Annotated in this window: 18 protein-coding genes and 1 pseudogene; 9 read left to right on the top strand and 10 right to left on the bottom strand. The window is 61.0% G+C overall.

Annotated features, from left to right (window positions below; translation table 11 throughout):
• Positions 1–68: 68 nt before the first annotated feature.
• Complete coding sequence (locus tag PH562_RS10995) at positions 69–1,136, bottom strand: cyclic nucleotide-gated ion channel (RefSeq protein WP_113230767.1); 1,068 nt, start codon at positions 1,134–1,136, stop codon at positions 69–71.
• A gap of 112 nt (positions 1,137–1,248) precedes the next feature.
• Positions 1,249–1,728 carry an Lrp/AsnC family transcriptional regulator gene (locus PH562_RS10990; RefSeq protein WP_285172975.1) on the bottom strand — a complete coding sequence of 160 codons (480 nt, stop codon included), beginning with the start codon at positions 1,726–1,728 and terminating at the stop codon, positions 1,249–1,251.
• Between the two features lie 130 nt (positions 1,729–1,858).
• On the opposite strand from PH562_RS10990, the gene PH562_RS10985 reads away from it, so the two are divergent.
• Positions 1,859–2,275: a DUF2000 domain-containing protein gene (locus PH562_RS10985; RefSeq protein ID WP_285172974.1), complete on the top strand. Its 417-nt coding sequence runs from the start codon at positions 1,859–1,861 to the stop codon at positions 2,273–2,275.
• 355 nt (positions 2,276–2,630) lie between these two features.
• On the top strand, positions 2,631–3,095 hold the full coding sequence (locus PH562_RS10980; RefSeq protein ID WP_015341097.1) for an Hsp20 family protein: 465 nt from the start codon (positions 2,631–2,633) through the stop codon (positions 3,093–3,095).
• A 132-nt stretch (positions 3,096–3,227) separates the two neighbouring features.
• Here the strand turns inward: PH562_RS10980 and PH562_RS10975 are convergent, their stop codons facing one another.
• A complete protein-coding gene (locus tag PH562_RS10975; RefSeq protein WP_285172973.1) occupies positions 3,228–4,253 on the bottom strand; it encodes a bile acid:sodium symporter family protein in 1,026 nt (341 codons plus the stop codon).
• A gap of 107 nt (positions 4,254–4,360) precedes the next feature.
• On the opposite strand from PH562_RS10975, the gene PH562_RS10970 reads away from it, so the two are divergent.
• Both PH562_RS10970 and PH562_RS10965 read left to right on the top strand, forming a co-directional pair.
• Positions 4,361–5,218 (top strand): LysR family transcriptional regulator, encoded by an 858-nt coding sequence (locus PH562_RS10970; protein ID WP_285172972.1) that lies wholly within the window; start codon positions 4,361–4,363, stop codon positions 5,216–5,218.
• 44 nt (positions 5,219–5,262) lie between these two features.
• Positions 5,263–5,523 carry a hypothetical protein gene (locus PH562_RS10965; RefSeq protein WP_285172971.1) on the top strand — a complete coding sequence of 87 codons (261 nt, stop codon included), beginning with the start codon at positions 5,263–5,265 and terminating at the stop codon, positions 5,521–5,523.
• A 66-nt stretch (positions 5,524–5,589) separates the two neighbouring features.
• Here the strand turns inward: PH562_RS10965 and PH562_RS10960 are convergent, their stop codons facing one another.
• Positions 5,590–6,636 (bottom strand): threonine aldolase family protein, encoded by a 1,047-nt coding sequence (locus PH562_RS10960; protein WP_285172970.1) that lies wholly within the window; start codon positions 6,634–6,636, stop codon positions 5,590–5,592.
• Between the two features lie 567 nt (positions 6,637–7,203).
• On the opposite strand from PH562_RS10960, the gene gltB reads away from it, so the two are divergent.
• On the top strand, positions 7,204–11,928 hold the full coding sequence (gene gltB / locus PH562_RS10955) for a glutamate synthase large subunit (RefSeq protein ID WP_285172969.1): 4,725 nt from the start codon (positions 7,204–7,206) through the stop codon (positions 11,926–11,928).
• 176 nt (positions 11,929–12,104) lie between these two features.
• Positions 12,105–13,559: a glutamate synthase subunit beta gene (locus tag PH562_RS10950; RefSeq protein WP_113230759.1), complete on the top strand. Its 1,455-nt coding sequence runs from the start codon at positions 12,105–12,107 to the stop codon at positions 13,557–13,559.
• Positions 13,560–13,622: 63 nt separating this feature from the next.
• Here PH562_RS10950 and PH562_RS10945 read toward each other — a convergent pair.
• The 3 genes and pseudogenes from PH562_RS10945 to PH562_RS10935 all read right to left on the bottom strand — a co-directional run bounded on the left by PH562_RS10945 (position 13,623) and on the right by PH562_RS10935 (position 17,106).
• A pseudogene (locus tag PH562_RS10945) lies at positions 13,623–14,372 on the bottom strand (aminoacyl--tRNA ligase-related protein).
• Between the two features lie 240 nt (positions 14,373–14,612).
• The gene (locus PH562_RS10940) at positions 14,613–15,803 is read right to left on the bottom strand and encodes an SGNH/GDSL hydrolase family protein (RefSeq protein WP_483315338.1); all 1,191 of its coding nucleotides are present in this window, start codon (positions 15,801–15,803) and stop codon (positions 14,613–14,615) included.
• A gap of 79 nt (positions 15,804–15,882) precedes the next feature.
• Positions 15,883–17,106, bottom strand: a complete 1,224-nt coding sequence (locus tag PH562_RS10935; RefSeq protein WP_285172968.1) for a lytic murein transglycosylase — start codon at positions 17,104–17,106, stop codon at positions 15,883–15,885.
• A gap of 203 nt (positions 17,107–17,309) precedes the next feature.
• Here PH562_RS10935 and galU point away from each other — a divergent pair, with 203 nt between their 5' ends.
• Positions 17,310–18,197 (top strand): UTP--glucose-1-phosphate uridylyltransferase GalU, encoded by an 888-nt coding sequence (gene galU, locus PH562_RS10930; protein WP_113230756.1) that lies wholly within the window; start codon positions 17,310–17,312, stop codon positions 18,195–18,197.
• Positions 18,198–18,287: 90 nt separating this feature from the next.
• On the opposite strand, the gene PH562_RS10925 is transcribed toward galU, so the two are convergent.
• The gene (locus PH562_RS10925) at positions 18,288–19,805 is read right to left on the bottom strand and encodes an outer membrane beta-barrel protein (RefSeq protein WP_285172967.1); all 1,518 of its coding nucleotides are present in this window, start codon (positions 19,803–19,805) and stop codon (positions 18,288–18,290) included.
• A gap of 196 nt (positions 19,806–20,001) precedes the next feature.
• Between PH562_RS10925 and PH562_RS10920 the strand changes: the two genes are divergently transcribed.
• Positions 20,002–20,997, top strand: a complete 996-nt coding sequence (locus tag PH562_RS10920) for a KpsF/GutQ family sugar-phosphate isomerase (RefSeq protein ID WP_285172966.1) — start codon at positions 20,002–20,004, stop codon at positions 20,995–20,997.
• Here PH562_RS10920 and PH562_RS10915 read toward each other — a convergent pair whose 3' ends face one another.
• Positions 20,998–21,456 (bottom strand): NfeD family protein, encoded by a 459-nt coding sequence (locus PH562_RS10915; RefSeq protein ID WP_285172965.1) that lies wholly within the window; start codon positions 21,454–21,456, stop codon positions 20,998–21,000.
• 1 nt (position 21,457) lies between these two features.
• Positions 21,458–22,474, bottom strand: a complete 1,017-nt coding sequence (locus tag PH562_RS10910) for an SPFH domain-containing protein (RefSeq protein ID WP_285172964.1) — start codon at positions 22,472–22,474, stop codon at positions 21,458–21,460.
• A 300-nt stretch (positions 22,475–22,774) separates the two neighbouring features.
• Between PH562_RS10910 and PH562_RS10905 the strand changes: the two genes are divergently transcribed.
• Positions 22,775–23,683 carry a S1C family serine protease gene (locus PH562_RS10905; RefSeq protein WP_285172963.1) on the top strand — a complete coding sequence of 303 codons (909 nt, stop codon included), beginning with the start codon at positions 22,775–22,777 and terminating at the stop codon, positions 23,681–23,683.
• Positions 23,684–23,713 lie beyond the last annotated feature (30 nt).

The following is a 23,713-nucleotide window of genomic DNA, read 5'->3' as shown; positions in this document are numbered from 1 at the left end:
ATTGCAACAGGTTTATGGCTTTCTCCGAACGATGCGCTCAAAGGCCGACACCATGAAGATCGTCCGTATCAGCTCTTCGATACCGCGCCGCGCCGTTCCAGCGCCGTCTGGCGAATGATCTCGGCGATCTCCGGGCTGCTACTCGACAGCATCTGGAAATCTGACGCATAGAGCGACAGCAGCGAGACTTCGGTCGCGGCGCTGACGGTTGCCGAGCGGGGCTCGCCGGTGATCAGCGCCATTTCCCCGAAGAAGCTGCCGGAGCCGAGTTCCACCGGGTTCGGCGTGGCGACGCTGACGCGACCCTCGACGATGAAGTACATCTGATCGCCGGCCTCGCCCTTGCGGCAGATGATGCCGCCGGCCGGCACGACGCGAGGTCGCAGCGCCCGTACAATTTCGATGAGGGCGCCTGAGCCGAGCTTCTGAAACAACGGCACTCCCGCCACCAGCTGCCAGTTGCGCACGAAGTCCTGGCGGCGAACCTCTTCGTAGAAACCGGTGGCGAGAATGCCGGCCCATAAGGCAAAGATGCCGATACCGCACATCATGACCAGCCCGGCAAGTGTGCGGCCGGCGAGACTTTGCGGGATCTCGTCGCCATAGCCCGTGGTCGACAGCGTCGTCACGGCCCACCACATTGCGAGGGGAATGCTGCCGAACTTGTCAGGCTGGACGTCGCGTTCGATGATGTAAGCAGCAAGCGCTGCGGCGAACAGAACGATGCCGAAAATCGAGGTGACGCCGATCAGGTTGCGCGCCTCCTTGGTCAGGACCCTGCCCAGTAACCGGAAAAAGGTTGAACCGCGCAGCGGCTTCAAAAGCCAGATGGCGCAATAGAGGCTTTGGTCGCGCCCGCGGATGAGAAGGAAGGCGGCCAGAGGGACCAGAACGGCCAGGATGTCGACCGCGATTTCCGGTATCCTGCCGCGAACGCCCCTTGCGCGGTGCATGACCAGCGTCTCGATCAATTGCAGGACATAGACGGCCCAGACGGCGGCAAGCAGGAGTTCCAGGATGAGCCTAGTCTTTTCGTTTATATCAGGTGTCGTAAGCACTGCTACCGTCAGCAGACCGATGGCAGCCAGCAGCGCATTCAGCGATGAGGAAATCTTCGAAAAAGAGAGCGCCGACATTCAATACCCCCGAGCAACACCCCAGGGGGGCAGCCACTCGCCTGAGAATAGGATGGCTTCGATCCAAACGTAAAGGGCTCGCAGGATATGCGCCGCAGGCAAGCGTTGCGTGTTATCGCTGCCCGACCTCAAGCGGAAGACCCTTGAAAGGCTTGATTTCCTTCAGCACGAAGGTCGTCTGCATCTCCTTGATGCGTGGCAGCCGGCGCACCACCGCCATGGCGAAATCGGCATAGCTGTCGAGATCGGTCGCGACCACTTGCAGCAGGAAATCCGCATCGCCGGCGATGCTGTAGCAGGCGACGACCTCGCTGAGTTTCAGCACGTCGCGGGAGAATTCCTCGGCTTCCGCCTCGCTGTGGCTGTCGATTTTCACCCTGATGAAGGCGAGAACGCCGAGGCCGATCTGGCGCCTGTCGAGCGTGGCCGTATAACCCTGGATCACGCCGGTTTCTTCCAGCTGGCGCACGCGCCGCCAGCACGGAGATGTCGAGAGCCCGACTTCGGATGAAAGCGCTTGGTTCGTCAGGCGCCCATCCTTCTGAAGCGCGCCGAGAATCTTCAGATCGATGGGTTCAAGGGTAGTGGGCATATTTAACCTTGGAATTGCGGATATAAGGTAGATCCTACCATATTATCCGAATGTGTGGCAATGAAAGGTAAGATTATTCCCGGCAAGAGAGATATCTTGCGATCCCACATGTCAACACCAGCAGGTCTCCATGCTTCCCGATATTCGCCTAGCAATCGTCATCAATCCGGTATTACCGCTCGGTCTGATCGCCAACACTGCCGGCGCCATCTCGATTGGGTTGGGTGCAAAGTTTCCTGCACTCGCGGCCAGGCAATTGACCGACAGGGAGGCTCGTACCATCGACATCAGTTCGAACATGCCCGTCCCGATACTGCAGGCGGATGCGGAAACCATACGATCTCTGTTGCTGAAGACCTTGCCGGTGGAAAACGACCGCGCGATCGTTCCTTTTCCTGCCTTTGCCCGCTCGCTGCACGATTACAGGGAATATGAGGCGACGTTTCCGGATCGCGATCTCGCCGGGGAGGCGATCGACGGCCTCGGGCTGGCGGGGCCTTCGAAATGGGTGAAATCGCTCACCGGTTCGCTGAAGCTGCTGCGGTAGTGTCCGCGAAGAAAAAAGGCCGGCTTGCGGAGATAGAGAGATCCGCTTCGCCGGCCGAGCAAGGACTGAAGAAGAAGGGACGATACACTTCAGTCATCGGACGATGGTGTTCCGATGGTTTTGACGATAGGCCAGCCAGCCTGAACGGGTTCCGAACCATCCGTTCATCTGCGGTTCACGCAGCGATTTTCCACAAAATGAGGGTCGGGGCACAGGGGGCTTGAACTCGGGAAAAGCGATCCCCATCTTTTTTTCGCGGGTGCCAAACGGGCTCGCAGAACCGTCCCGAGGCCGCCCCGAGTGGGGTCATGGGACAAGAATTGAAATCGCAATTGTCGCTCACAGGAGGACTTCCATGCGTCACGTAGACTTCTCTCCCCTTTACCGTTCCACCGTCGGTTTCGACCGTCTGTTCACCATGCTCGACAGCCTTGGCCAGCCGGATCAGGCCCAGACCTATCCGCCTTACAATATCGAGCGCACGGGTGAAAACACCTATCGCATCACCATGGCCGTTGCCGGTTTCGATGAAAAGGAACTGAGCATCGAGGCTCACGCCCATGTCCTTCAGGTCAAGGGCGAAAAGAGCGAAGAGCCGGCTGAAACCAGCGAATATCTCTATCGCGGTATCGCCAAGCGTGCCTTCGAGCGTCGTTTCCAGCTTGCCGACCATGTCGAGGTTCAGGCTGCTTCACTGAAGAACGGTTTGCTGCACATCGATTTGCTGCGCAACATTCCCGAAGCCATGAAGCCCCGCCGTATCTCCATCGCGGCCGAGCCCGTGGAAACCCCGAAGGCCATCGAGGCTCACATCAACTAAGTGCGGCTGACGGTCTTAGACCGTCATGCCGGGCTGGCGGTTTCTGGCCGCCAAGCTCCTGATCCTCCCAAGATCAAAAAGAAGCGGCGCTCCATCGGGGCGCCGCTTTCGTTTTGTGTGTTATCGGAGAACTCAGGCTGCGTTTGTCGCTTCGCCCGTTTTCGTTCCCGCCTGAGCCTTCGCAGCCTCGCGCCGCTTGGCGGCATCGGCATATTTCTGGGCGAGCACTGCGCAGGTCATCAGCTGGATCTGATGGAACAGCATGAGTGGCAGCACGATGGCGCCGATACTCTGGCCGGCGAAGATGACATTGGCCATCGGCACGCCGCTTGCCAGAGACTTCTTCGAGCCGCAGAAGGTAATGGTGATCTCGTCGGCCTTTTCAAAACCGAGGGCGCGGCTGCCGAACATGGTGATGCAGATTACCATCGCCAGAAGCACCATGTTCGCGATGATGACTGTGACGATATCGAGGATGGAGAAGGTATGCCACAGTCCTTCCACCACGGCCTCGCTGAAGGCGGAATAAACGACCATGAGGATCGAGCCGCGATCGACCGGCATCAGGATCTTCTTCTTCGAACGGATCCAGCCGCCGATCCATGGCTGCAGCAGCTGGCCGGCGATGAAAGGGGCGAGCAGCTGCAGCATGATTTGCCACAGAACATCCCAGGAAAAGCCACCGCCCTGGCCGCCGACCGAAAACAGGATGCCGACGAGCAGCGGCGTCAGGAACATGCCGAAAATATTGGAGGCCGACGCCGAGCAGATCGCAGCCGGCACATTGCCGCCGGCGATGGAGGTGAAGGCGATCGAGGACTGCACGGTTGACGGCAGAACGCTCAAAAACAGCATGCCGGTATAAAGCGAGACGGGCAGGATGCTGTTCGGGACGATTTGGCCCATGGCCAGCACCAGCAGCGGAAAGGTGCCGAAGGTCGTCAGCAGGATGACGAGATGCAGCCGCCAGTGCAGTATGCCGGCGATGACGACATCGCGCGACAGGCGTGCACCATGCAGGAAAAACAAGAGACCGATGGCGAAGTTGGTGGCAATGCTGAAATAGTGAGCGCTAGCCCCCTGCACCGGAAAGAAGGATGCCGTCAGGACGGTGAGTACCAGCAACATGGTGAAGGTGTCTGGAAGAAAGCGGCGCATCGTGCCTACCCCAATCGCATTTGCAAGTCTTGATGATACTCCTTGCAGATAGACCTATTGTGATCCACGATGCAAGGAATAACAGTTATCGCAATACAGGATAATCCATGCTTGATCTCACCCAGTTGCGGAGCTTCGTCGCCGTCGAGCAGATGGGCAGCTTCACGCTGGCCGCCGAGCGGCTCGGTCTTGGGCAATCGACCGTCAGCCAGCATATACAGCGGCTGGAAACGGAACTCGGTCGCAAGCTTTTGGCGCGCGACACGCATCGCGTCGTCCTGACTGGCGACGGCGAGGCCTTGCTCGGCCACGCACGCCAGATGCTGTCGATCGAAGGCCAGGTGCGGCAGCTTTTCGCCGGCAACAGCCTGCGCGGCAATCTGCGGCTCGGGGTTTCCGAGGATTTCGTCACCAGCCAGCTTCCGGACGTGCTTGAGGATTTCGTGCGCTCGCATCCGTCCGTCGATCTCGAGTTGACAGTTGCGCTCAGCGGTGTGCTTTATGAAATGCAGGATAATGGCGATCTCGATCTGGTGCTTGCCAAGCGCCGGCTCGGTGACAGCAGGGGCAAGCTCGTCTACCGGGAGCCGCTGGTCTGGCTGGCGCGAGACCCGGATCGCATCCGCAAACTTGCGGGACCATTGCCGTTGATCGCCTTTCCGACGCCGAGCGTTACGCGCGCGGTCGCGCTGGAGGCGTTGCGCCGGCAGCAGATGCCCTGGCGCATCGTCTGCACCTGCGGCAGCCTGAGCGGCCTGACGGCGGCGGCGCGCGCCGGCATGGGCGTCCTCGTACAGCCGAAGAGCATGGCGCCTGCCGGATTGCTGGAGACCGCGCCGGGCTGGCTGCCCGTCCTCGAAGACGTGGAATTCGTCCTGGTGCCGCGCAAAGGCGCGGACCAGCTTTTGGTCAAGGCGCTCTCGGACGATATACTCGCGAAGGTCAGGGGGCCGCGATCGAGCTGACGACAAAATCGTTTATCAGATATCGTTAAAAGTCGTTTCCCATCATGCAGATGAGATCCGGATTTATTTTGCCGGCTGATTTATTGCAGCGCCCGTTTTCAGGCGAAAGTCAGCTTCTTTTGCTATCTCAGGTGGCGATGGGAGAATTGCGGAGGAATAGTCGCCCGATGATATATGGTGCCATCTTCATTTCCGGGCTTGTCGCCTGCGTCGTGGCAATGACGATGATTATACACAACGCACCAGCATCCGATCGCGACGATCTATCGAACTTCGCAATGATCGCCCATCGAAATCAAAATTGACCTCTTGCCCCATTACGAGCGCCGTCTGGCCCTGAAGGCCAGCCCCGGCGCTCTTTTTCATGCGGATCACGCCAGGCAGGCAAGGAAATTCGCCACATCGGCCTCGGTCGTGGCGAAGCTGGTCACGAGCCGGATCAGCGTTTCATCGCTGCCGACCAGGTCCGGCTGCGACTCCGGAATCGGCCATTCGTAGAACTTCGCGCCCTTGTTTTCGGCCGCCTTGGCGGAGGATTTGGGGATGATCGCAAAAATCTCGTTCGAGGCTGTTGACCACGCCGGACGGGCGCCAGGGGTCTTTTCCAGCCCGGCGCGCAGCCGATCGGCCATGCCGTTGGAATGGCGGGCGAGATCGAGCCAGAGGCCATCCTGGAAATAACCGTCGAACTGGGCGGCGATGAAGCGCGACTTGGAGAAAAGTTGGGCGGCGCGTTTGCGGATGAAATGCATCTCCTTTGCCTTCTCTGGATCGAAGATAACGATCGCCTCGGCGCACCAGCAGCCGTTTTTGGTGCCGCCGAAGGAGAGGATATCGACGCCGCGCCTCCAAGTCATCTCGGCCGGCGTCGTGCCGAGCGCGACGAGGGCGTTGGCGAAACGCGCGCCATCCATATGCAGCGGTAGGCCGTTCGCCTTGGCGATGGACGCGATGGCATCGATCTCATCCAGCGAATAGACTGTGCCGATTTCCGTCGCCTGAGTGATCGTTACGGCGGCGGCGCGGCCGTGATGGACGGCATCCTGCGGGAAGCGGGCGATCTTGGTGGCAAGCGCCTTGGGATCGATCTTGCCGAGGGCGCCTTCGACGGTCGCAAGACGCGCACCGCTGAAGAAGTCAGGAGCGCCGCATTCGTCTTCGGCGACATGTGCCTCGGTATGGCAGAAGCTGATGCCGCCCGGTTTCTGGACGCTGGCAAGCGACAGCGAATTGGCGGCCGTGCCGGTTGCTACGAAGAAGACCGCGACCTCGCGCTCGAAGATCTCGGAGAATTTGGCTTCGACATGCTGGTCGAGCTCGCTTGTACCGTAGGCGGAGGCAAAGCCACTCGATGCGGCGAGCAGACGTTCGGCGACTTTGGAATGGGCGCCGGCCCAGTTATCGGAAGCAAAGAACATGGAAATGCACCAGATGGAGGATTGAATTGCGGCTAGATTAGATAGGATCGGGCGGACATTACGCCAATGCAAAAACCTATCAAGAGCATGAGTTTGAAGAATGCATCACAGAAATTGATTGACGCAATCAACAAATAAAATGATGCGCCGCAGCGAAACTTTATTGCTCTATTCCTGCAACAAAGGCAATCTTCCGTCTTTCGTTGACGAATTTTTGCCGTTTTGCTCTTGCGAAGGCTTAAGCTTTCTGGCATAGAGCTGATGAATTAGGACAGGGTTGCTGTCCTATTTTGGCCACCGAGGCCGAAGATGTGCCCCCAGGGTCCTGACGATGTCGGGATTTCGAGCTATAGTTACCAGGAGCATGCCCTTTCGAGCCTTTTGAGGCACGGGCAATGCGGCGGTGGAATGGCAAGGCGCGGAACGCTGACGACGGGCTCCACTTCAAGGAGCTGCGGTTCGCGGCCGATCTTCACAATGCAACAGCGCTGTCGCGCGTCGGCCCCGGAAACGGACCGCGCGGGACGAAGGAGCGCCCGCGACGCGGGCCTTACCGGAGGGAAGACCATGACGAACAGGACGACGTTGACGAGTTTTGACCAGACCGCTGCAGTGAATGCTGCCGCGACGGCCAAGACGTCGAAACGCGCTGTTGGCATCCCGCCGAAACAGGGCCTTTACGATCCTCGCAACGAGCATGACGCCTGCGGCGTCGGCTTCGTTGCGCATATGAAGGGCCAGAAGTCGCACCAGATCGTGCGCGACGGCCTGTTCATTCTCGAAAACCTGACGCATCGCGGTGCCGTCGGTGCCGATCCGCTGATGGGCGATGGCGCGGGCATTCTCGTACAGATCCCCGACCGCTTCTTCCGCGAGGAGATGGCCAAGCAGGGTGTGATCCTGCCGAAGGCCGGCGAATATGGCGTCGGCCATTTCTTCCTGCCGCGCGACGAAGCGCTGATCGAGCACTTCAAGACCGCGATCAAGCAGGTCGTGGCCGAAGAGGGGCAGGTGTTGCTCGGCTTCCGCGATGTGCCGGTCGATAATTCCTCGCTGTCTAAGGCGCCTGACATCGCTGCCACCGAGCCGCACCATGTGCAGGTCTTCATCGGCGCTGGCCGCGATGCAGGCACGAACGAGGAATTCGAGCGTCGTCTCTTTACCCTGCGCAAGGTAATCTCCAACCGCATCTATGCGGAATACGAGGGCGAGGAGAGCAGCTTCTACCCTGTCTCGCTGTCGAGCTCGACCATCGTCTACAAGGGCATGTTCCTCGCCTATCAGGTGGGCGCCTATTATAAGGACTTGTCCGACCCGCGTTTCGAGACGGCGGTTGCCCTCGTGCACCAGCGCTTCTCGACCAACACCTTCCCGTCGTGGAAGCTGGCGCATCCCTACCGCATGGTCGCGCATAACGGCGAAATCAACACGCTGCGCGGCAACGTCAACTGGATGGCCGCTCGCCAGGCTTCGGTATCCTCGCCGCTGTTCGGCGACGATATCTCCAAGCTCTGGCCGATCTCCTATGAAGGTCAGTCGGACACGGCTTGTTTTGACAACGCGCTCGAATTCCTCGTGCGTGGTGGATACTCGCTGGCGCATGCCATGATGATGCTCATCCCGGAAGCATGGGCCGGCAACCAGCTGATGGCGCCGGAACGCAAGGCATTTTACGAGTATCATGCCGCCCTGATGGAACCGTGGGATGGCCCTGCCGCCGTCGCCTTTACCGATGGCAAGCAGATCGGCGCGACGCTCGACCGTAATGGTCTGCGTCCGGCCCGCTATCTCGTCACCAGCGACGACCGCATCATCATGGCGTCAGAAGCCGGCGTTCTGCCTGTCGAGGAAGAGAAGATCATCCAGAAGTGGCGCCTGCAGCCGGGCAAGATGCTTCTCATCGATATGGAAAAGGGCCGTATCATCTCCGACGACGAGGTGAAGTCGGAACTGTCAACCAAGCATCCCTATCGCAGCTGGCTGAACCGCACGCAGCTGATCCTGGAAGACCTGAAGCCGGTGGAACCGCGGGCGCTGCGCCGCGACGTGTCGTTGCTCGATCGCCAGCAGGCCTTCGGCTATACGACCGAGGACACCAAGCTCCTGATGTCGCCGATGGCGACGACCGGTCAGGAAGCTGTCGGTTCCATGGGCACGGATACGCCGATCTCGGCCATGTCCGACAAGCCGAAGCTGCTCTACACCTACTTCAAGCAGAACTTCGCGCAGGTAACGAACCCGCCGATCGATCCGATCCGCGAAGAGCTCGTCATGAGCCTAGTCTCGTTCATCGGCCCACGCCCGAACCTGCTCGACCATACCGGCATGGCCAACGCCAAGCGCCTGGAAGTCCGCCAGCCGATCCTGACCAACGGCGATCTCGAAAAGATTCGCTCGATCGGTCACACCGAGGATCGCTTCGACACCAAGACGCTCGACTTCACCTATGATGTCGAACGTGGCGCCGAGGGCATGCCCGAGATGCTCGACCGTCTCTGCGAGCGGGCGGAAGCTGCCGTTCGCGGCGGCTACAACATCATCGTGCTTTCCGACCGCCAGATCGGACCGGACCGCATCGCGATCCCGGCGCTGCTGGCGACGGCGGCCGTGCACCATCACCTGATCCGCAAGGGCCTGCGCACCTCGGTCGGTATCGTCGTCGAAACCGGCGAGCCGCGTGAGGTGCATCACTTCTGCCTGCTGGCCGGTTACGGCGCCGAGGCGATCAACCCCTATATGGCGTTCGACACGCTGCTTGACATGCATCAGCGTGGCGAATTCCCGAAGGAAGTGGACGCGACCGAAGTCGTCTACCGCTACATCAAGGCGGTCGGTAAGGGCATCCTCAAGGTCATGTCGAAGATGGGCATCTCGACCTATCAATCCTATTGCGGCGCGCAGATCTTCGATGCTGTGGGCTTGCAGCAGGAACTGGTCGACAAGTATTTCTTCGGCACCGCAACGATGATCGAAGGCATCGGCCTCGAGACGATCGCCGAGGAAACCGTCTCGCGTCACAAGGCTGCTTTCGGCCGCGATCCGCTGCTGGCAAGCACGCTCGACATCGGTGGCGAATACGCCTACCGCATGCGCGGCGAAAGCCACGCCTGGACGCCCGATGCCGTGGCTGCCCTGCAGCATGCCGTGCGTGGGAATGCCGAGGACCGCTACCGCGAATTCTCCGAAATGGTCAACGAGTCGGCGCTCCGGATGAACACCATCCGCGGTCTCTTCAAGATCAAGGGTGCGGAAGCGCTCGGCCGCAAGCCGATCTCGATCGACGAGGTCGAGCCGGCTGCCGATATCGTCAAGCGCTTCTCGACAGGTGCCATGTCCTTCGGTTCCATCAGCCGCGAGGCGCATACGACGCTGGCCATCGCCATGAACCGTATCGGCGGCAAGTCGAACACCGGCGAAGGCGGCGAGGAAGCCGATCGCTACATGCCGCTCTTCGACGGTTCGCCGAACCCGGAACGTTCCGCCATCAAGCAGATCGCCTCCGGCCGTTTTGGCGTGACGACCGAATATCTGGTCAATGCCGACGTGCTGCAGATCAAGGTGGCGCAGGGCGCCAAGCCCGGTGAAGGCGGCCAGCTGCCCGGCCACAAGGTCGATGCTACAGTTGCCAAGACCCGGCACTCGACGCCGGGCGTCGGCCTGATCTCGCCGCCGCCGCATCATGACATCTATTCGATCGAAGATCTCGCGCAGCTGATCTACGACCTGAAGAACGTCAACCCGACCTCGGATGTGTCGGTCAAGCTCGTCTCGGAAGTCGGCGTCGGCACGGTTGCCGCCGGCGTTGCCAAGGCGCGCGCCGATCACATCACCGTCTCGGGCTATGATGGCGGCACCGGCGCTTCGCCGCTGACCTCGCTGAAGCATGCCGGCAGCCCTTGGGAAATCGGCCTTGCCGAGACCCAGCAGACGCTGGTGCTGAACGGGCTGCGCTCGCGCATTGCCCTGCAGGTCGATGGCGGTCTGAAGACCGGCCGCGACGTCATCATCGGCGCGCTGCTCGGTGCCGACGAATTCGGCTTCGCCACCGCGCCGTTGATTGCGGCCGGCTGCATCATGATGCGCAAGTGCCACCTCAACACCTGTCCGGTTGGTGTCGCCACCCAGGACCCGGTTCTGCGCAAGCGCTTCAAAGGTACGCCGGAGCATGTCATCAACTACTTCTTCTTCGTGGCCGAAGAAGTGCGCGAAATCCTCGCCTCGCTTGGCGTTGCCAAGCTGGACGAGATCATCGGTGCTTCCGAGCTTCTGGAAAAGGACGACATGCTCGCCCATTGGAAGGCGAGAGGCCTCGACTTCAGCCGCATCTTCCACAAGGTCGATGCGCCGAAGGAAGAGACCTACTGGACGACGGTGCAGAAGCACCCAATCGACGACATTCTCGACCGTAAGCTGATCGAGAAGGCGGAGCCGGCGCTCTCCTCCAAGACGCCTGTCGCCTTCGAAGTCGACATCAAGAACGTCGACCGTTCGGCCGGCGCCATGCTGTCGGGTGCTGTTGCCAAGCGCTATGGTCATCGCGGCCTGAAGGACGATACGATCAGCGTCACCCTGAGGGGAACGGCCGGCCAGTCCTTCGGTGCGTTCCTTGCACGCGGCGTAACCTTCAACCTCGTCGGTGACGGCAACGACTATGTCGGCAAGGGCCTTTCGGGCGGCCGCATCATCATCCGTCCGCCGGAGAACTCGAAGATCGTCGCTGAGAACTCGATCATCGTCGGCAACACCGTGCTCTACGGTGCGACCGAGGGCGAATGCTACTTCCGCGGGGTCGCGGGCGAGCGCTTTGCGGTCAGAAACTCCGGCGCGATCGCCGTCGTCGAAGGCGTGGGCGACCACGGCTGCGAATATATGACCGGCGGCGTCGTCGTCGTGCTCGGCGAAACCGGGCGCAACTTCGCGGCCGGCATGTCGGGCGGCGTGGCCTATGTTCTCGACGAGAAAGGCGATTTCGCCCGCCGCTGCAACATGGCGATGGTCGAACTGGAGCCGGTTCCCGAGGAAGACGAGCTGCTGGAGAAGCTGCATCATCATGGCGGCGACATCATGCATAAGGGACGCGTCGACGTCTCCGATGACATGACGCGCCACGACGAAGAGCGTCTCTTCCAGCTGATTTCGAACCACGTCCACTATACGGGCTCGACGCGAGCCAAGGAGATTCTCGATCACTGGGCCGATTACCGCCCGAAATTCCGCAAGGTCATGCCGGTCGAATACCGCCGCGCCCTTGAGGAAATGGAGCGTAGCCGGATGAGCGTGGCGGCGGAGTAATCTGCCCCAGTTCTGAAACCAGCCGAGGGTTTCGCCTCGCATTGCGATCGCCGTCATGGCGATCGCGACTGTCGAACAGCGGAATCGGATTTGAATTAAAGTGCCGGACAGGGAACCGAGATGACCCTCAGGCACGGGAGCCATGAGCTCCTCTTTTTGAGTGAGGAAACGAAAGCATGGGCAAGGTAACAGGCTTCTTGGAAATCGACCGGCAGGTGGCGAAGTATCAGCCGGCGTCGGATCGCATCCGGCATTTCCGTGAATTCACGATCCCCATGTCGGACCAGGAAGTGCAGAAACAGGCAGCCCGCTGCATGGACTGTGGCATTCCCTATTGCCACGGCCCGACCGGCTGCCCAGTGCACAACCAGATCCCCGATTGGAACGACCTCGTTTACAACAACAACTGGGAACAGGCGATCCACAACCTGCATTCGACCAACAACTTCCCGGAATTCACCGGCCGCGTCTGCCCCGCACCCTGCGAGGAGGCCTGCACGCTGAACCTGGAAGATGCGCCCGTCGCGATCAAGACCGTCGAGCAGGCGATTGCCGACAAGGCCTATGAGCTCGGCTTCATCCGGCCGCAGCCGGCAACGGTTCACACCGGCAAGAAGGTCGCAATCATCGGCTCCGGCCCTGCCGGCATGGCTGCTGCCCAGCAGCTCGGCCGCGCAGGTCACGACGTCCATGTCTACGAGCGCGAAAGCAAGCCCGGCGGCCTGCTGCGCTACGGTATCCCGGACTTCAAGATGGAGAAGAACTTCATCGATCGCCGCGTCGAGCAGATGAAGGGCGAAGGCGTCACCTTCCATTGCGGCGTCAATGTCGGCGTCGATGTCAAGGTCGAGCAGCTTCTGGCCGACCATGACGCCGTGCTCTATTGCGGCGGCTCGGAAACCCCGCGCGAAGCTGGCATTCCCGGCACGACGCTCGCAGGCGTCCATGACGCCATGCCCTATCTCGTGCAGCAGAACCGCCGTGTCGGCCGCGAAAACATCGACAGCGTCGGCTGGCCCGCCGATCCGATCCTGGCGGGCGGCAAGCATATCGTCGTCGTCGGCGGCGGCGATACGGCATCCGACTGCGTCGGCACGGCATTCCGCCAGGGTGCGGTGAAGGTGACCCAGCTCGATATTCGCCCGCAGCCGCCGGAGAAGGAAGACAAGCTCGCCGTATGGCCGTTCTGGGCAACGAAGATGCGCACCTCTTCCTCGCAGGCCGAAGGTGCGGTTCGCGAATTCCAGGTGGCAACGCTCGAGTTCATCGGCGAAGACGGCGTGCTGACGGGCGTGAAGTGCTGCGAAGTGGACGATCGCCGCAAGCCGATCGCCGGCACGGAATTCGTCATCCGCGCCGACCTCGCCTTCATCGCCATCGGCTTCCGCGGCCCCTTCACCGACAGCGTGCTCAAGGAACTCGACGGCAAGCTGACCGTGAATACCGACCGCCGCGGTTCGACCAACGTCGTTGCCAACGACAAGGACTACAAGACCTCGGTCGACAAGCTCTGGACGGCCGGCGACATTCGCCGCGGCCAGTCGCTGGTGGTCTGGGCGATCCGCGAGGGCCGTCAGGCCGCCCGCGCGATCGACGAGGCTTTGATGGGTTCGACGGTTCTGCCGGCCTAAGTTTCGCTATCTCGCGCGCAAAGTGATTGAAGGCCGGGTTCTCGATGAACCCGGCCTTTGTCGTTATCGGCTTGCGGCGATGTTCCAGTTGTAGACGCAGCGATCGAGGCCGATGGCAATTTCGAGTACCGCGACGTCATGGTCTATCGCCGGCCCTTTCTTCGGCTGGCTGCGGTAGCGCTGCGGAAAGTCCGTTCGCCTCGAAATCGAACAGATCTCCATCCATTTATCGCCGTTGTCGACCTCGATATCTATGGTGACCTCGGAATAGGCCGGCAGGCGATCCGACGGTACGACCCGCGTCGGCAGGTGGATGACCGAAGCGATCATCCTGCGGACGGGTTCGAGGGAGGCGGCGTGATAATCATTGCCGCTATCGGCGGTGAAAGCGCATTGGAATTCGAGCTGCCAGAATTCCTTGAGCCGCACATGCTTGCTCGGCTGCTCCTGTTCCCGGCGATAGGATTTTCCGGCCTGCCAGACGCATAGTGGCAGCCGCGCTCTGGAATGACTTCCGAGAAGATGCTGCATATAGGCATAGGTTGAAGGTGTCGTTTCCGGCCGCAGCACAAGTTCGGTCTCGGTGTTCGACATTCGCTCCTGCACCCATATGTCCGAGTTGGAATAGGCGTCCGAAACGAGGTTTCGAGGCATCAGAGTCGGTGCTTCGATCCTTCACATGTCCCAGGCGGGGTTTGCCGATCGCAGGAAGTTCGCGACCTCATCGGAAAAGAAGCGGATGAAATCGTCGCGCAGTTTAATGTCCCGCTCTTCCCAGTGAACGAGCGAATTGACGTTATAGATATTGAGCACGTGCCATTCTCCATGGGCAACGTTGATGTCTTGAGGTTGAGGGCTTTACGTCCAGCAGCCGCCGGACGCATCAACGCCTCCGGCCGTCACGACTGGACGCGGAGACCTCGGCCGGAGAAAGCGCGCAAAACCGCAACCTGCAGGGCAGGTGCGGTAACGATCGATCTGATCTGCGCTTTTGGTGCTCATGCAATTCTTCTATTGGCCGGGTGCTGCATTGTCAAACCGCCTTCGCGCCGCCTATCGTGCAACCGATCCCGGCAATCTGTAGTCGTCGACGCGGCCGACCGGCGCCGGGTCCATCAGACCCTTCTCGACCAGAAGATCGCGGGGTGATGAGGTCATTACGGTTGGGGCAGGGGTGCTGCCCAGGAGCTGCGAGCCGCCGTCGAGATCGGGATCGGAGAGGCTCATCGGCTGCGTGCGGGTGATCTTTTCCGGCTCCGCGTCAGGAAGATTGGCCTGTTGCGCCGGCAGGGGATTGCCCGTGTCCAGGCGCGTGATGTCGGGACTTGCCTGATCGCCCAGGATCCGGCGGGCAGACTTCTCCAGATAGAAGGCGACCTTGCGCTTGCCGGCTGCCGTCAGATTGACGCCGTCGGCCGTTCTCAGTCGAACCTGCTGGCCGTTGATATCGGAGCCGGTGACGATGAATTCGCCGTTCTGGTCGGTAAAGCCGTCCCATATGTCGATGAACTCGCCGCCGACGCTGGTGGTCTGGCTTTGGTAGATCTGGTTGAGCTTGACGGCGCTGGCGGTCAGCTGATCGGAGCCGAAGGAGGGCAGGCCAACCCAGAGCAGCGGAATATGGCGGCTCGTTACCAGCTTGGCGAATTGCTGCACGCGCTCTTCATAGGCGAGGAACCACGGGTCGGTGCCGTATTTTTCGTTGAGCCCGTCGCCGATCATCTGCTGGCGGTCGTTGGCGCCGATCATGACGACGACCATGGCCGGTTTCAGCTGGTCGATCATCTCAGGCAATTGCTGCGGCCAGTTGTAATAGTCCTGCCGCACAAGACCGGAGGCGACGTTGCCGCGGGACTGGACGACGACGCCGGGGGAGGTAGAGAAGGCATCTTCCAGCCCGGTTGCCAAGCCGCTCGCCAGAAAATCGCCGACGACGAGGATGGTTTTGGCGTCAGAAAGCTTTTCCGCGGGGGGCGGTGTTTCCGGCTGCGCGACCGGCTGGCGCGGCGGCGGGGTCGGACGCTTTTTCGGCTGCACCTTGCGACGAGGCGGCGGCTGCTCCATGGGCTGGTCCGGATAATCGGGCTCGCGGGTGCCGAACAGCATGTCGAACAGGTTTCGCCGCGGACGCTCCTGCGCCTGCGCCATATTCGGCAGGCATCCAAGCGCGATGACGGCGGCGAAGAATGCCGTCAGAACAATCCCCAGAGTTGTCTTGGTCGCGCGGGCAGGGTGTTTCATCATCGCTTCTTTTCCGCTGACGAGTCCGGGCCGCATAAGGACGATTTCATCGTCCGGCGGTCCCGGATTCGCTCGAGGCGGCCTACTTACGCAATGCTTTCAGCAGGTTCATTGACGGCTCGCCGTCCGCATCCATGCCCATGCGCTGCTGGACGGCTGATATGGCGGCCTTCGAGCCCGAGCCGAAATTGCCGTCGACCACGCCGTCATAATAGCCAAGTTCTTTCAGACGCGTCTGCAGCTCGAATTTCTGCTTGACGTCGAGCGTGCCGCTCGGACGGGGCCAGGATTGCTGCATTCCGCCATAGCCGGCAATCTGGTCCGCGAGCAGGCCGACTGCCAAGGCGTAGCTGTCGGAGGCATTGTAGCGCTTGATGGTGAAGAAGTTTCCGGTCATCAGGAAGCCGGGGCCGTTCGGTCCGCCGGGCATCTTCAGCTGCGCGCGGTCGGAGGTGCTGCGGAAACCCTTGCCGTTGGGACGCACGAAGCCGAGAGCCGCCCATTGTGCGATTGTGTGAGTCTTGCCGGCCTGGGCATTGCCGCCGGGTGGTACGACCACCTCGTAACCCCAGGTCCGGCCGGTATCCCAACCGTTCTTGGCGAGGAGATTGGCTGTCGTCGCCAGGGCGTCCGGAACGGAATTCCAGATATCGGCATGGCCGCTGCCGTCGGCATCGACAGCATAGAGGAGATAGCTCGTCGGGATGAACTGCGTATGGCCCATGGCGCCGGCCCAGGAGCCGTTCAGGTCCTTGCGCGAGATGTCGCCCTTCTGCAGAATCTTCAGCGCGGCGATAAGCTGCTTCTTGGCGTAGTTCGCCCGCTTCGGATCGGCATAGGCAAGGGTCGCCAGCGCGCGGGGCACATAATGCAGCCGATCGTTCTTGGCGAGAACCTCGCCGTAATTCGACTCCATCGACCAGATGGCCAGTATGATATTGCGATCGACGCCGAAATGCTGTTCGAGCGTGCGCAGTGTGGATCCGTACTTAACCGCCATCTTGCGGCCAATATCGACCGTATAGGGATTGACACGGGAGTCGAGGTAATCCCAGATTTGGGACTTGAATTCCGGTTGGTATTGCGCCTTTTCAAGCACCGTGGGGTCTGGGTCCGTCACGCCGGAAAATGCATTGCGATAGGTCGATTGCGTGATGCCGCTCTTTGCGGCGGTAGCGTAGAAGCCCGCGATCCATTTCTGGAACCCAGGGTCAGCATTGGCGTTAACGGGAAGGAATCCCGCCAGGGCGCCGAGCGCGAGCGCCAGAGCGAGACCACGAAGGGAGTGTTTGCGGTTTACGGTCATCTACAGCCTTGTCCATCAATCGTTGGATTTCGGTGCGGCGATGCACGTAGCATCGGCCCATGCGTGACGCTAAACGAACGAAGTCAACAAATTCTTTACCATGGAAGTTCGCGTCAGTCATTATTTGCAAAACAGTAGCAAATCTAATCTACTGACCTTTAGAATGGCTTTGTGCCAACTGATTTAATGCCCAGGAGGTATGCGTGGGACAGCATAAGAAGGTTCGTAAGGCAGTATTTCCGGTCGCCGGACTAGGGACGCGGTTCTTGCCGGCGACCAAGGCGGTGCCAAAGGAAATGCTGACCGTCGTGGATAAGCCGGTGATCCAGTATGTCGTCGACGAGGCGATGGAAGCGGGCATCGAGCATTTCGTGTTCGTCACGGGCCGCAGCAAGCACGTCATCGAAGATTATTTCGATATCCAGTTCGAGCTTGAGCAGACGCTGCGCCAGCGCAACAAGAACGCCGAACTGTCGCTGCTGAACGGCCTGTTGCCGAAGGCCGGCACGGCGAGCTTCACGCGCCAGCAGGAGCCGCTCGGCCTCGGTCACGCCGTCTGGTGCGCTCGCGAGATCGTCGGCGACGAGCCGTTCGCGCTGCTGCTGCCCGATATGGTCATGCGCGCCGAAAAGGGCTGCATGAAGGGCATGATCGAGCTTTACGAGCACAGCGGCGGCAATGTCATCGCGGTCGAGGAATGCGCCCCCGACCAGACCCATAAATACGGTATCGTCGGCGTCGGCGAGACGATCGGCAGCGGCTTCCGTATCACGGAAATGGTCGAAAAGCCGGCCAAGGGCACAGCGCCTTCCAACTTCTTCATCAACGGCCGCTACATTCTTCAGCCGGAAATCTTCCGTATCCTGGAAAGCCAGGAGCGCGGTGCCGGCAACGAGATCCAGCTGACGGACGGCATGCTGAAGCTTGCCAAGACGCAGGATTTCGCCGGCTATCACTTCCGGGGCCAGACGTTCGACTGCGGTGCCAAGGACGGTTTCATCCTCGCGAATGTCGCCTTCGCTTTGGCGCGTGACGACATCCGCCCGACCATCGAGGACGAGTTCAAGGCGCTGATCGCTGCCCTGAAATAGGGATTCGACCTTTTGGAGAAAATCTTGAGGCCTGGCATATGCTGGGCCTCAATTCATTTGAGTGGCTTGGATTTAAGCGAAGGCAGGGGCTTAGCGCTTTACCGTCAGGCCCAGGCCGGCCTGGAACTGCCGGGTGCTGTCGCCCACATCCCTCGTCGTCAGCTGATAGCCGACATTGCTGGTGAGATCGAGGTAACGGTTGATTCCCCAGGTTAGCCCGAAAGCGGCATCGTATTCGATTTCGTCGGCGGCGCTGCCATTGGAGGGGTAATTGCGCCAGGTCGGGCCTCCCGTCAACTTGGCGGTGAGGTCGTCGCGCAGCTGATGGCTTATGGTGCTCGTGAGCTGATAAGCGGTGTAGCCGCTGAGGCCGGCCGTGGTGGAGGGCTGGACCGTGGTGGAAAGGCCGACGCTGATATCCGTACCGCGCTGTGGCGACCAGGCGAGGCTGCCGTCGATCGTGGGCGAGTCGACCGAGCCCAGGCGCGAATCGTCGAACTCCGTGTGCTGGTAGCCGAAGCCCAGCTCACCCTTGAATTTTTCACCGAGGTCGACTTCGACGCCGCCCTTACCGCCATAGCTCTGGTTCGAGCGGGCATAACCGTTGCTGTCGCGCGTCTCATCGTAGACGGCGCGACCGAGGGTGACTTCGACGAAGGGAATGATGGCGGGCGATAGCTCGTAGCCGATACGGCCGCGCCAGGTTCCGGCCGTCTGGTTGCGATCGCTGAGGGTGACCGTTGTCCCATCCGAAAGCACGGCGTTGGAATAGACGCTGCGTGTCAACGCTACGGCCGTCGTGCCGCGCAGCAGGCCGAAATCGCGCTCCAGCGAGAGGCCGGCCGTGTACTGGTTGACGGCGGACTGTTTCGAGGCGCCGGCGATCGCATTCGGGTCGCTGGTGTCCTCGCGATAGAATTGATAGCCGGCGGTGACATGCGCGGTCGTGTCCGCTGGAAGATCGAGGCGCAGGTCGGCATTCAGATTGACCGTCGGCTTTTCCTCGCCGGTGCCGCTGACGTTCTTCTGCCAGACACCTTCGCCGGTGATGGTCAGGGCATGCCTGTCCCAGTCCGAAGTCAGGGTGCTGCGCAAGTCGGTCTGCAAAAAGCCGCGGTTATCCTTGGTGTCGCCGGTGCGATCCCGCTCGATGTTGATCGACTGGTTGATCGAAGGCTTCAGGGTGAAGGTGCCGAGCGGGATGCCCTGTGCATCTGCTCGATCTGGATACCGGCGGGCTCTCAGATCATCAATGCTTGGTTCGCGCTGGTTCACACGGCGCAGGTCGTTATCCAGCATCGAGCCGGTGGTTGTGGGGTCGATACCGGTGAGGCGCAGCGGCGCGTTCAACGGCGCGTCGCTGGAGGTCGATGTCTGGTTTGCCGGCGCGGTCGCCTGGCTGTCGGTCGTGGGTGCGGCATTCGGATCGGTCGGGGATGCCGACGTCGAGGCAGGCAAGGTATCGTCGAGGTTCTGGTCTGGCGGCAAGGATTGCGCATGGGCCGACAGCGGCGCGGAGAATACGATACCCCAGCTGAGCAGGGCGGAACTTGCCCATGCCGTCAGCCGGAGGGCATCATAACCCGCCTTGTCCTTGCCGATGCCCATGTTGTTTATATCTGACCCTGCTGGAAATGACCTAAATTCTTACCCAAGTGTAAAGCCGCGTGGTTAACGCTTGGTTGCCAAGCGATGGCGACAAGAAAGGGTCCGATAATATTTGTCGGGAAGGCGCTGCAAGCTGTGTATCGCCATAAGTCGATCTTTTGTGGACAGATTTGCAGAAAAGCGTTAGGCCTCGCTCATGAATAAGAGAGCTGTAAGACTCATCGAGAACGGTGCGATCGAATCCGCGATGCGAACGATCGAGACCGAGAGACGGGGCATGGAAGCGCTCGAACGCGCACTGACCAATGGTCTGGCCGAGCCCTTCAGTCGCGCTGTCGCGCTCATCGGCGATATCAGTGGCCGTGTTGTCATCACCGGCGTCGGCAAGAGCGGCCATATCGGCAACAAGCTCGCCGCAAGCCTGGCTTCCACGGGCACGCCGGCTTTCTTCGTCCATCCGGTCGAAGCCAACCACGGCGATCTCGGCATGATCACGCAGGCTGACGTCATCATCGCCATCTCCTGGGGCGGCGAAAGCGCCGAGCTGCGCGGCATCATCAGCTATTCCCGCCGTTTCTCGATCCCGATGATCGCGATCACCGCCGGCGAAACTTCTACGCTTGCTCGCGAATCGGATGTAGTGCTGTTGCTCCCTAAGGAGCAGGAGGCCTGCCCGCATGGGCTCGCGCCGACGACATCGACGCTGCTGCAGCTTGCGATCGGCGATGCGCTGACCGTCGCCTTACTGGAGGCGCGCGGCTTCACCGCCGAGGATTTCCGCACTTTCCATCCGGGCGGCAAGCTCGGTGCCAGCCTCTCGCATGTCGCCGACATCATGCACAAGGGCGACCGCGTGCCGCTCGTCAAGCTTGGAACCGGTATGCCGGAAGCGGCGATGACGCTATCGAAGATGCGGTTCGGCTGCGTCGGCGTGATCGATGATGATGGTCGCCTCTGCGGCATCGTCACCGATGGCGACATTGCCCGCAATCTCGGCACCAGCCTCGCGGAGAGGCTGGTGGATGAGGTGATGACCCCCAATCCAAAAACGGTGAAGGAAACGACGCTGGCGACGAGCGCCATGGCCGTGCTCAACCGTCACAATATCTCGGCGCTCATGGTCATCGATGAAGCGCGCCGGCCGATCGGTGTCGTACACTTCCACGATCTGCTGCGGATCGGCGTCGCCTGATTACACGGGTTCGACCGTGAGCTCGCGGCCGTTGCTGGCGACCACCTTGACGCGGGTGCCAACGGGCAGGTCCGGCCCGTTGACCGTCCAATAAGTGTCATTGAGGCGAATGCGCCCGCGGCCTTCGGCGATCGGCTGGTCGAGCGTTGCAGTACGCCCGACCAGGCTGGCGCTGCGCTGGTTCAGGAACGGCTCGTCGGTCACCTGGTCGTTGTTGTAGAGATAACGCCGGCCGATGAGGGTGACGATAACAGCCATGGCGGCGAAGACCAGCCCTTGAACCTGCCAGACCCAGAAGCTGCTTTCCCAAAACAGAAGCGACAAGGCGCCGACGATGATCGCGGCGAGCCCGATCCATACCAAGAAGAAGCCGGGCAGGACGAGTTCGGCGGCAAGCAGCGCCAGACCGGCGAGCCACCAGCTCCAGGGGCCGAGTTCGACGATAAGATTGTCGAACATCTCAGCTCTCCTTCGGCGGCAGCGGATTGATCGACGGCGTGGTGCGGGCGGGGCCGGAGCGCGGGCGGGCCGGCTGCGGCGTGCCGTTGCCATCGCCATTGTCGCCGAAGACTTCGCGGGCGATGGCGCCGATACCGCCGAGCGAGCCGATAATGGAGCTCGCCTCCACCGGCATGAGGACAATCTTCGAATTGCTGGCGGAGCCGATCGCGGTCAGGGCTTCGGTGTATTTCTGGGCAACGAAGTAGTTGATCGCCTGCACGTTACCCTCGGCAATCGCTTCGGATACCACGCGGGTCGCCTTGGCTTCGGCCTCGGCCAGGCGCTCGCGCGCCTCGGCATTGCGGAAGGCGGCTTCGCGCTGGCCTTCGGCTTGTAGGACGGCCGCCTGCTTCGCGCCCTCGGCGCGGAGGATCTGCGCATTGCGCAGGCCTTCCGCCTCCAGGACCTGGGCGCGCTTTTCGCGTTCGGCCTTCATCTGCCGGCCCATGGCGTCAACCAGGTCTTTCGGCGGCTGGATGTCCTTGATTTCGACGCGTGTTACCTTGATGCCCCAGGGCTCTACCGCCTCATCGACCACGCGCAGCAGTCGTTCGTTGATGGCATCGCGGTTGGACAAAAGCTCGTCCAGATCCATAGAGCCCATGACGGAGCGGATATTGGTCTTCGTGAGATTAAGGATCGCGGTTTCCAGATTGGTGATCTGATAGGCGGCCTGCGCCGCATTCAGCACCTGGAAGAAAGCGACTGCATCGGCGGATACACTCGCATTGTCCTTGGTGATGACCTCCTGCGTCGGCACGGCCAGCACCTGCTCCATCACGTTCATCCGCACTCCGATTGTTTCGATGAAGGGCACGATCAGATTGAGTCCCGGTTCCAGCGTCCGGATATAGCGGCCGAAGCGCTGAACTGTGTACCGATAGCCCTGAGGTACGGTCTTGATGCCCGCAAACAGCACCAGAATGACGAAGACCACCAAGGCAATCACAACGATGCTGAAACCACCCACTACCATCGAACTCCTCCATGGACGCGGCTGCCTGAGCAGGCTCGCGTCGCGTAAACCGCTACCATTCGGCCTCCCTACGCTCGGTCGAGCTCACGAGGCGGTAGCTCAATCTGATGTGGTGGGTTAGCATGTTCTCAGCAAGTGAGGAATGGGGATGCGGCAGGCGTTTTGCTATGAGGCAGGTCTACCAATCGCCGTCTGGGTCTTGCGCCCGGCGATTGATATTCATACTTTATATGGAGATTTCCGGTCCCGCTGCCATGCAGCTTCTCGGGCCAAGCCTTAGCGCATTATCAGGGTGAAGCTATGAACTTAGATAGGACCTTGCGGTCGGTTGTGGCCGTGCACGCCTCAATTCCGGAAGACGCCTTTACGGCGGCAACGCTCGGCACCCGCAGAGAAGGGAGTGGCGTCGTCATCCGCGGAAACGGTCTGGTATTGACGATCGGTTATCTCATCACCGAAGCCGACGAGGTCTGGCTCACGACCAATAGCGGTCGCGTCGTGCCCGGTCATGCGCTTGCCTACGATCAGGAAACGGGTTTCGGCATCGTGCAGGCGCTCGGGCCTCTCGATGTGCCCGCCCTCGAATTCGGCGATACCGACAAGGCTGAGATCGGTGATGAAGTCGTCATCGCCGACGGGATCGGCCAGTTTGTCGAGGCGAAGATCGTCGCCAAGCAGGAATTCGCCGGCTATTGGGAATATCTGCTCGACGAGGCGATCTTCACGGCGCCAGCCCATCCCTCCTGGGGCGGGGCGGCCGTTGTCGACGAGGATGGCAAGCTTCTCGGCATCGGCTCGCTGCACTTGCAGATGGCGACGCAGAACGGCGATAGCGCCGATATCAACATGATCGTGCCGATCAATCTCCTGATGCCGATCCTGGACGATCTGATCAAGCGCGGTCGGGTCAACAAACCGCCGCGGCCCTGGCTCGGTGCCTTCTCGGCCGAAAGCAATGGCGAAGTCGTCGTCATGAGCGTCACCGAGGGTGGGCCGGCCGCCAAGGCTGGCTTGCGCCGTGGCGACGTCATTTCCGAAATCCGCGATGGTGAGGTCGACGGGCTTGCCGATTTCTATCGCAAGGTCTGGGAGAGCGGCCCGGCTGGGTCCGAGATCCCCATGCGCGTATTGCGCGACGGCCGCGAGGCCTGGCTGCGCGTCAAATCCGCCGACCGCGGCAGCTTCCTCAGAAAGCCGCAGCTTCAGTAGGAACGCGTCGCCGGGGTCAACCCGGCGATC

The organism is Rhizobium centroccidentale (genome assembly GCF_030182565.1).
Taxonomy (GTDB): domain Bacteria; phylum Pseudomonadota; class Alphaproteobacteria; order Rhizobiales; family Rhizobiaceae; genus Rhizobium.
Note: the sequence above shows the minus strand (reverse complement) of the source record. Positions and strands in the feature narration are given on the sequence as shown.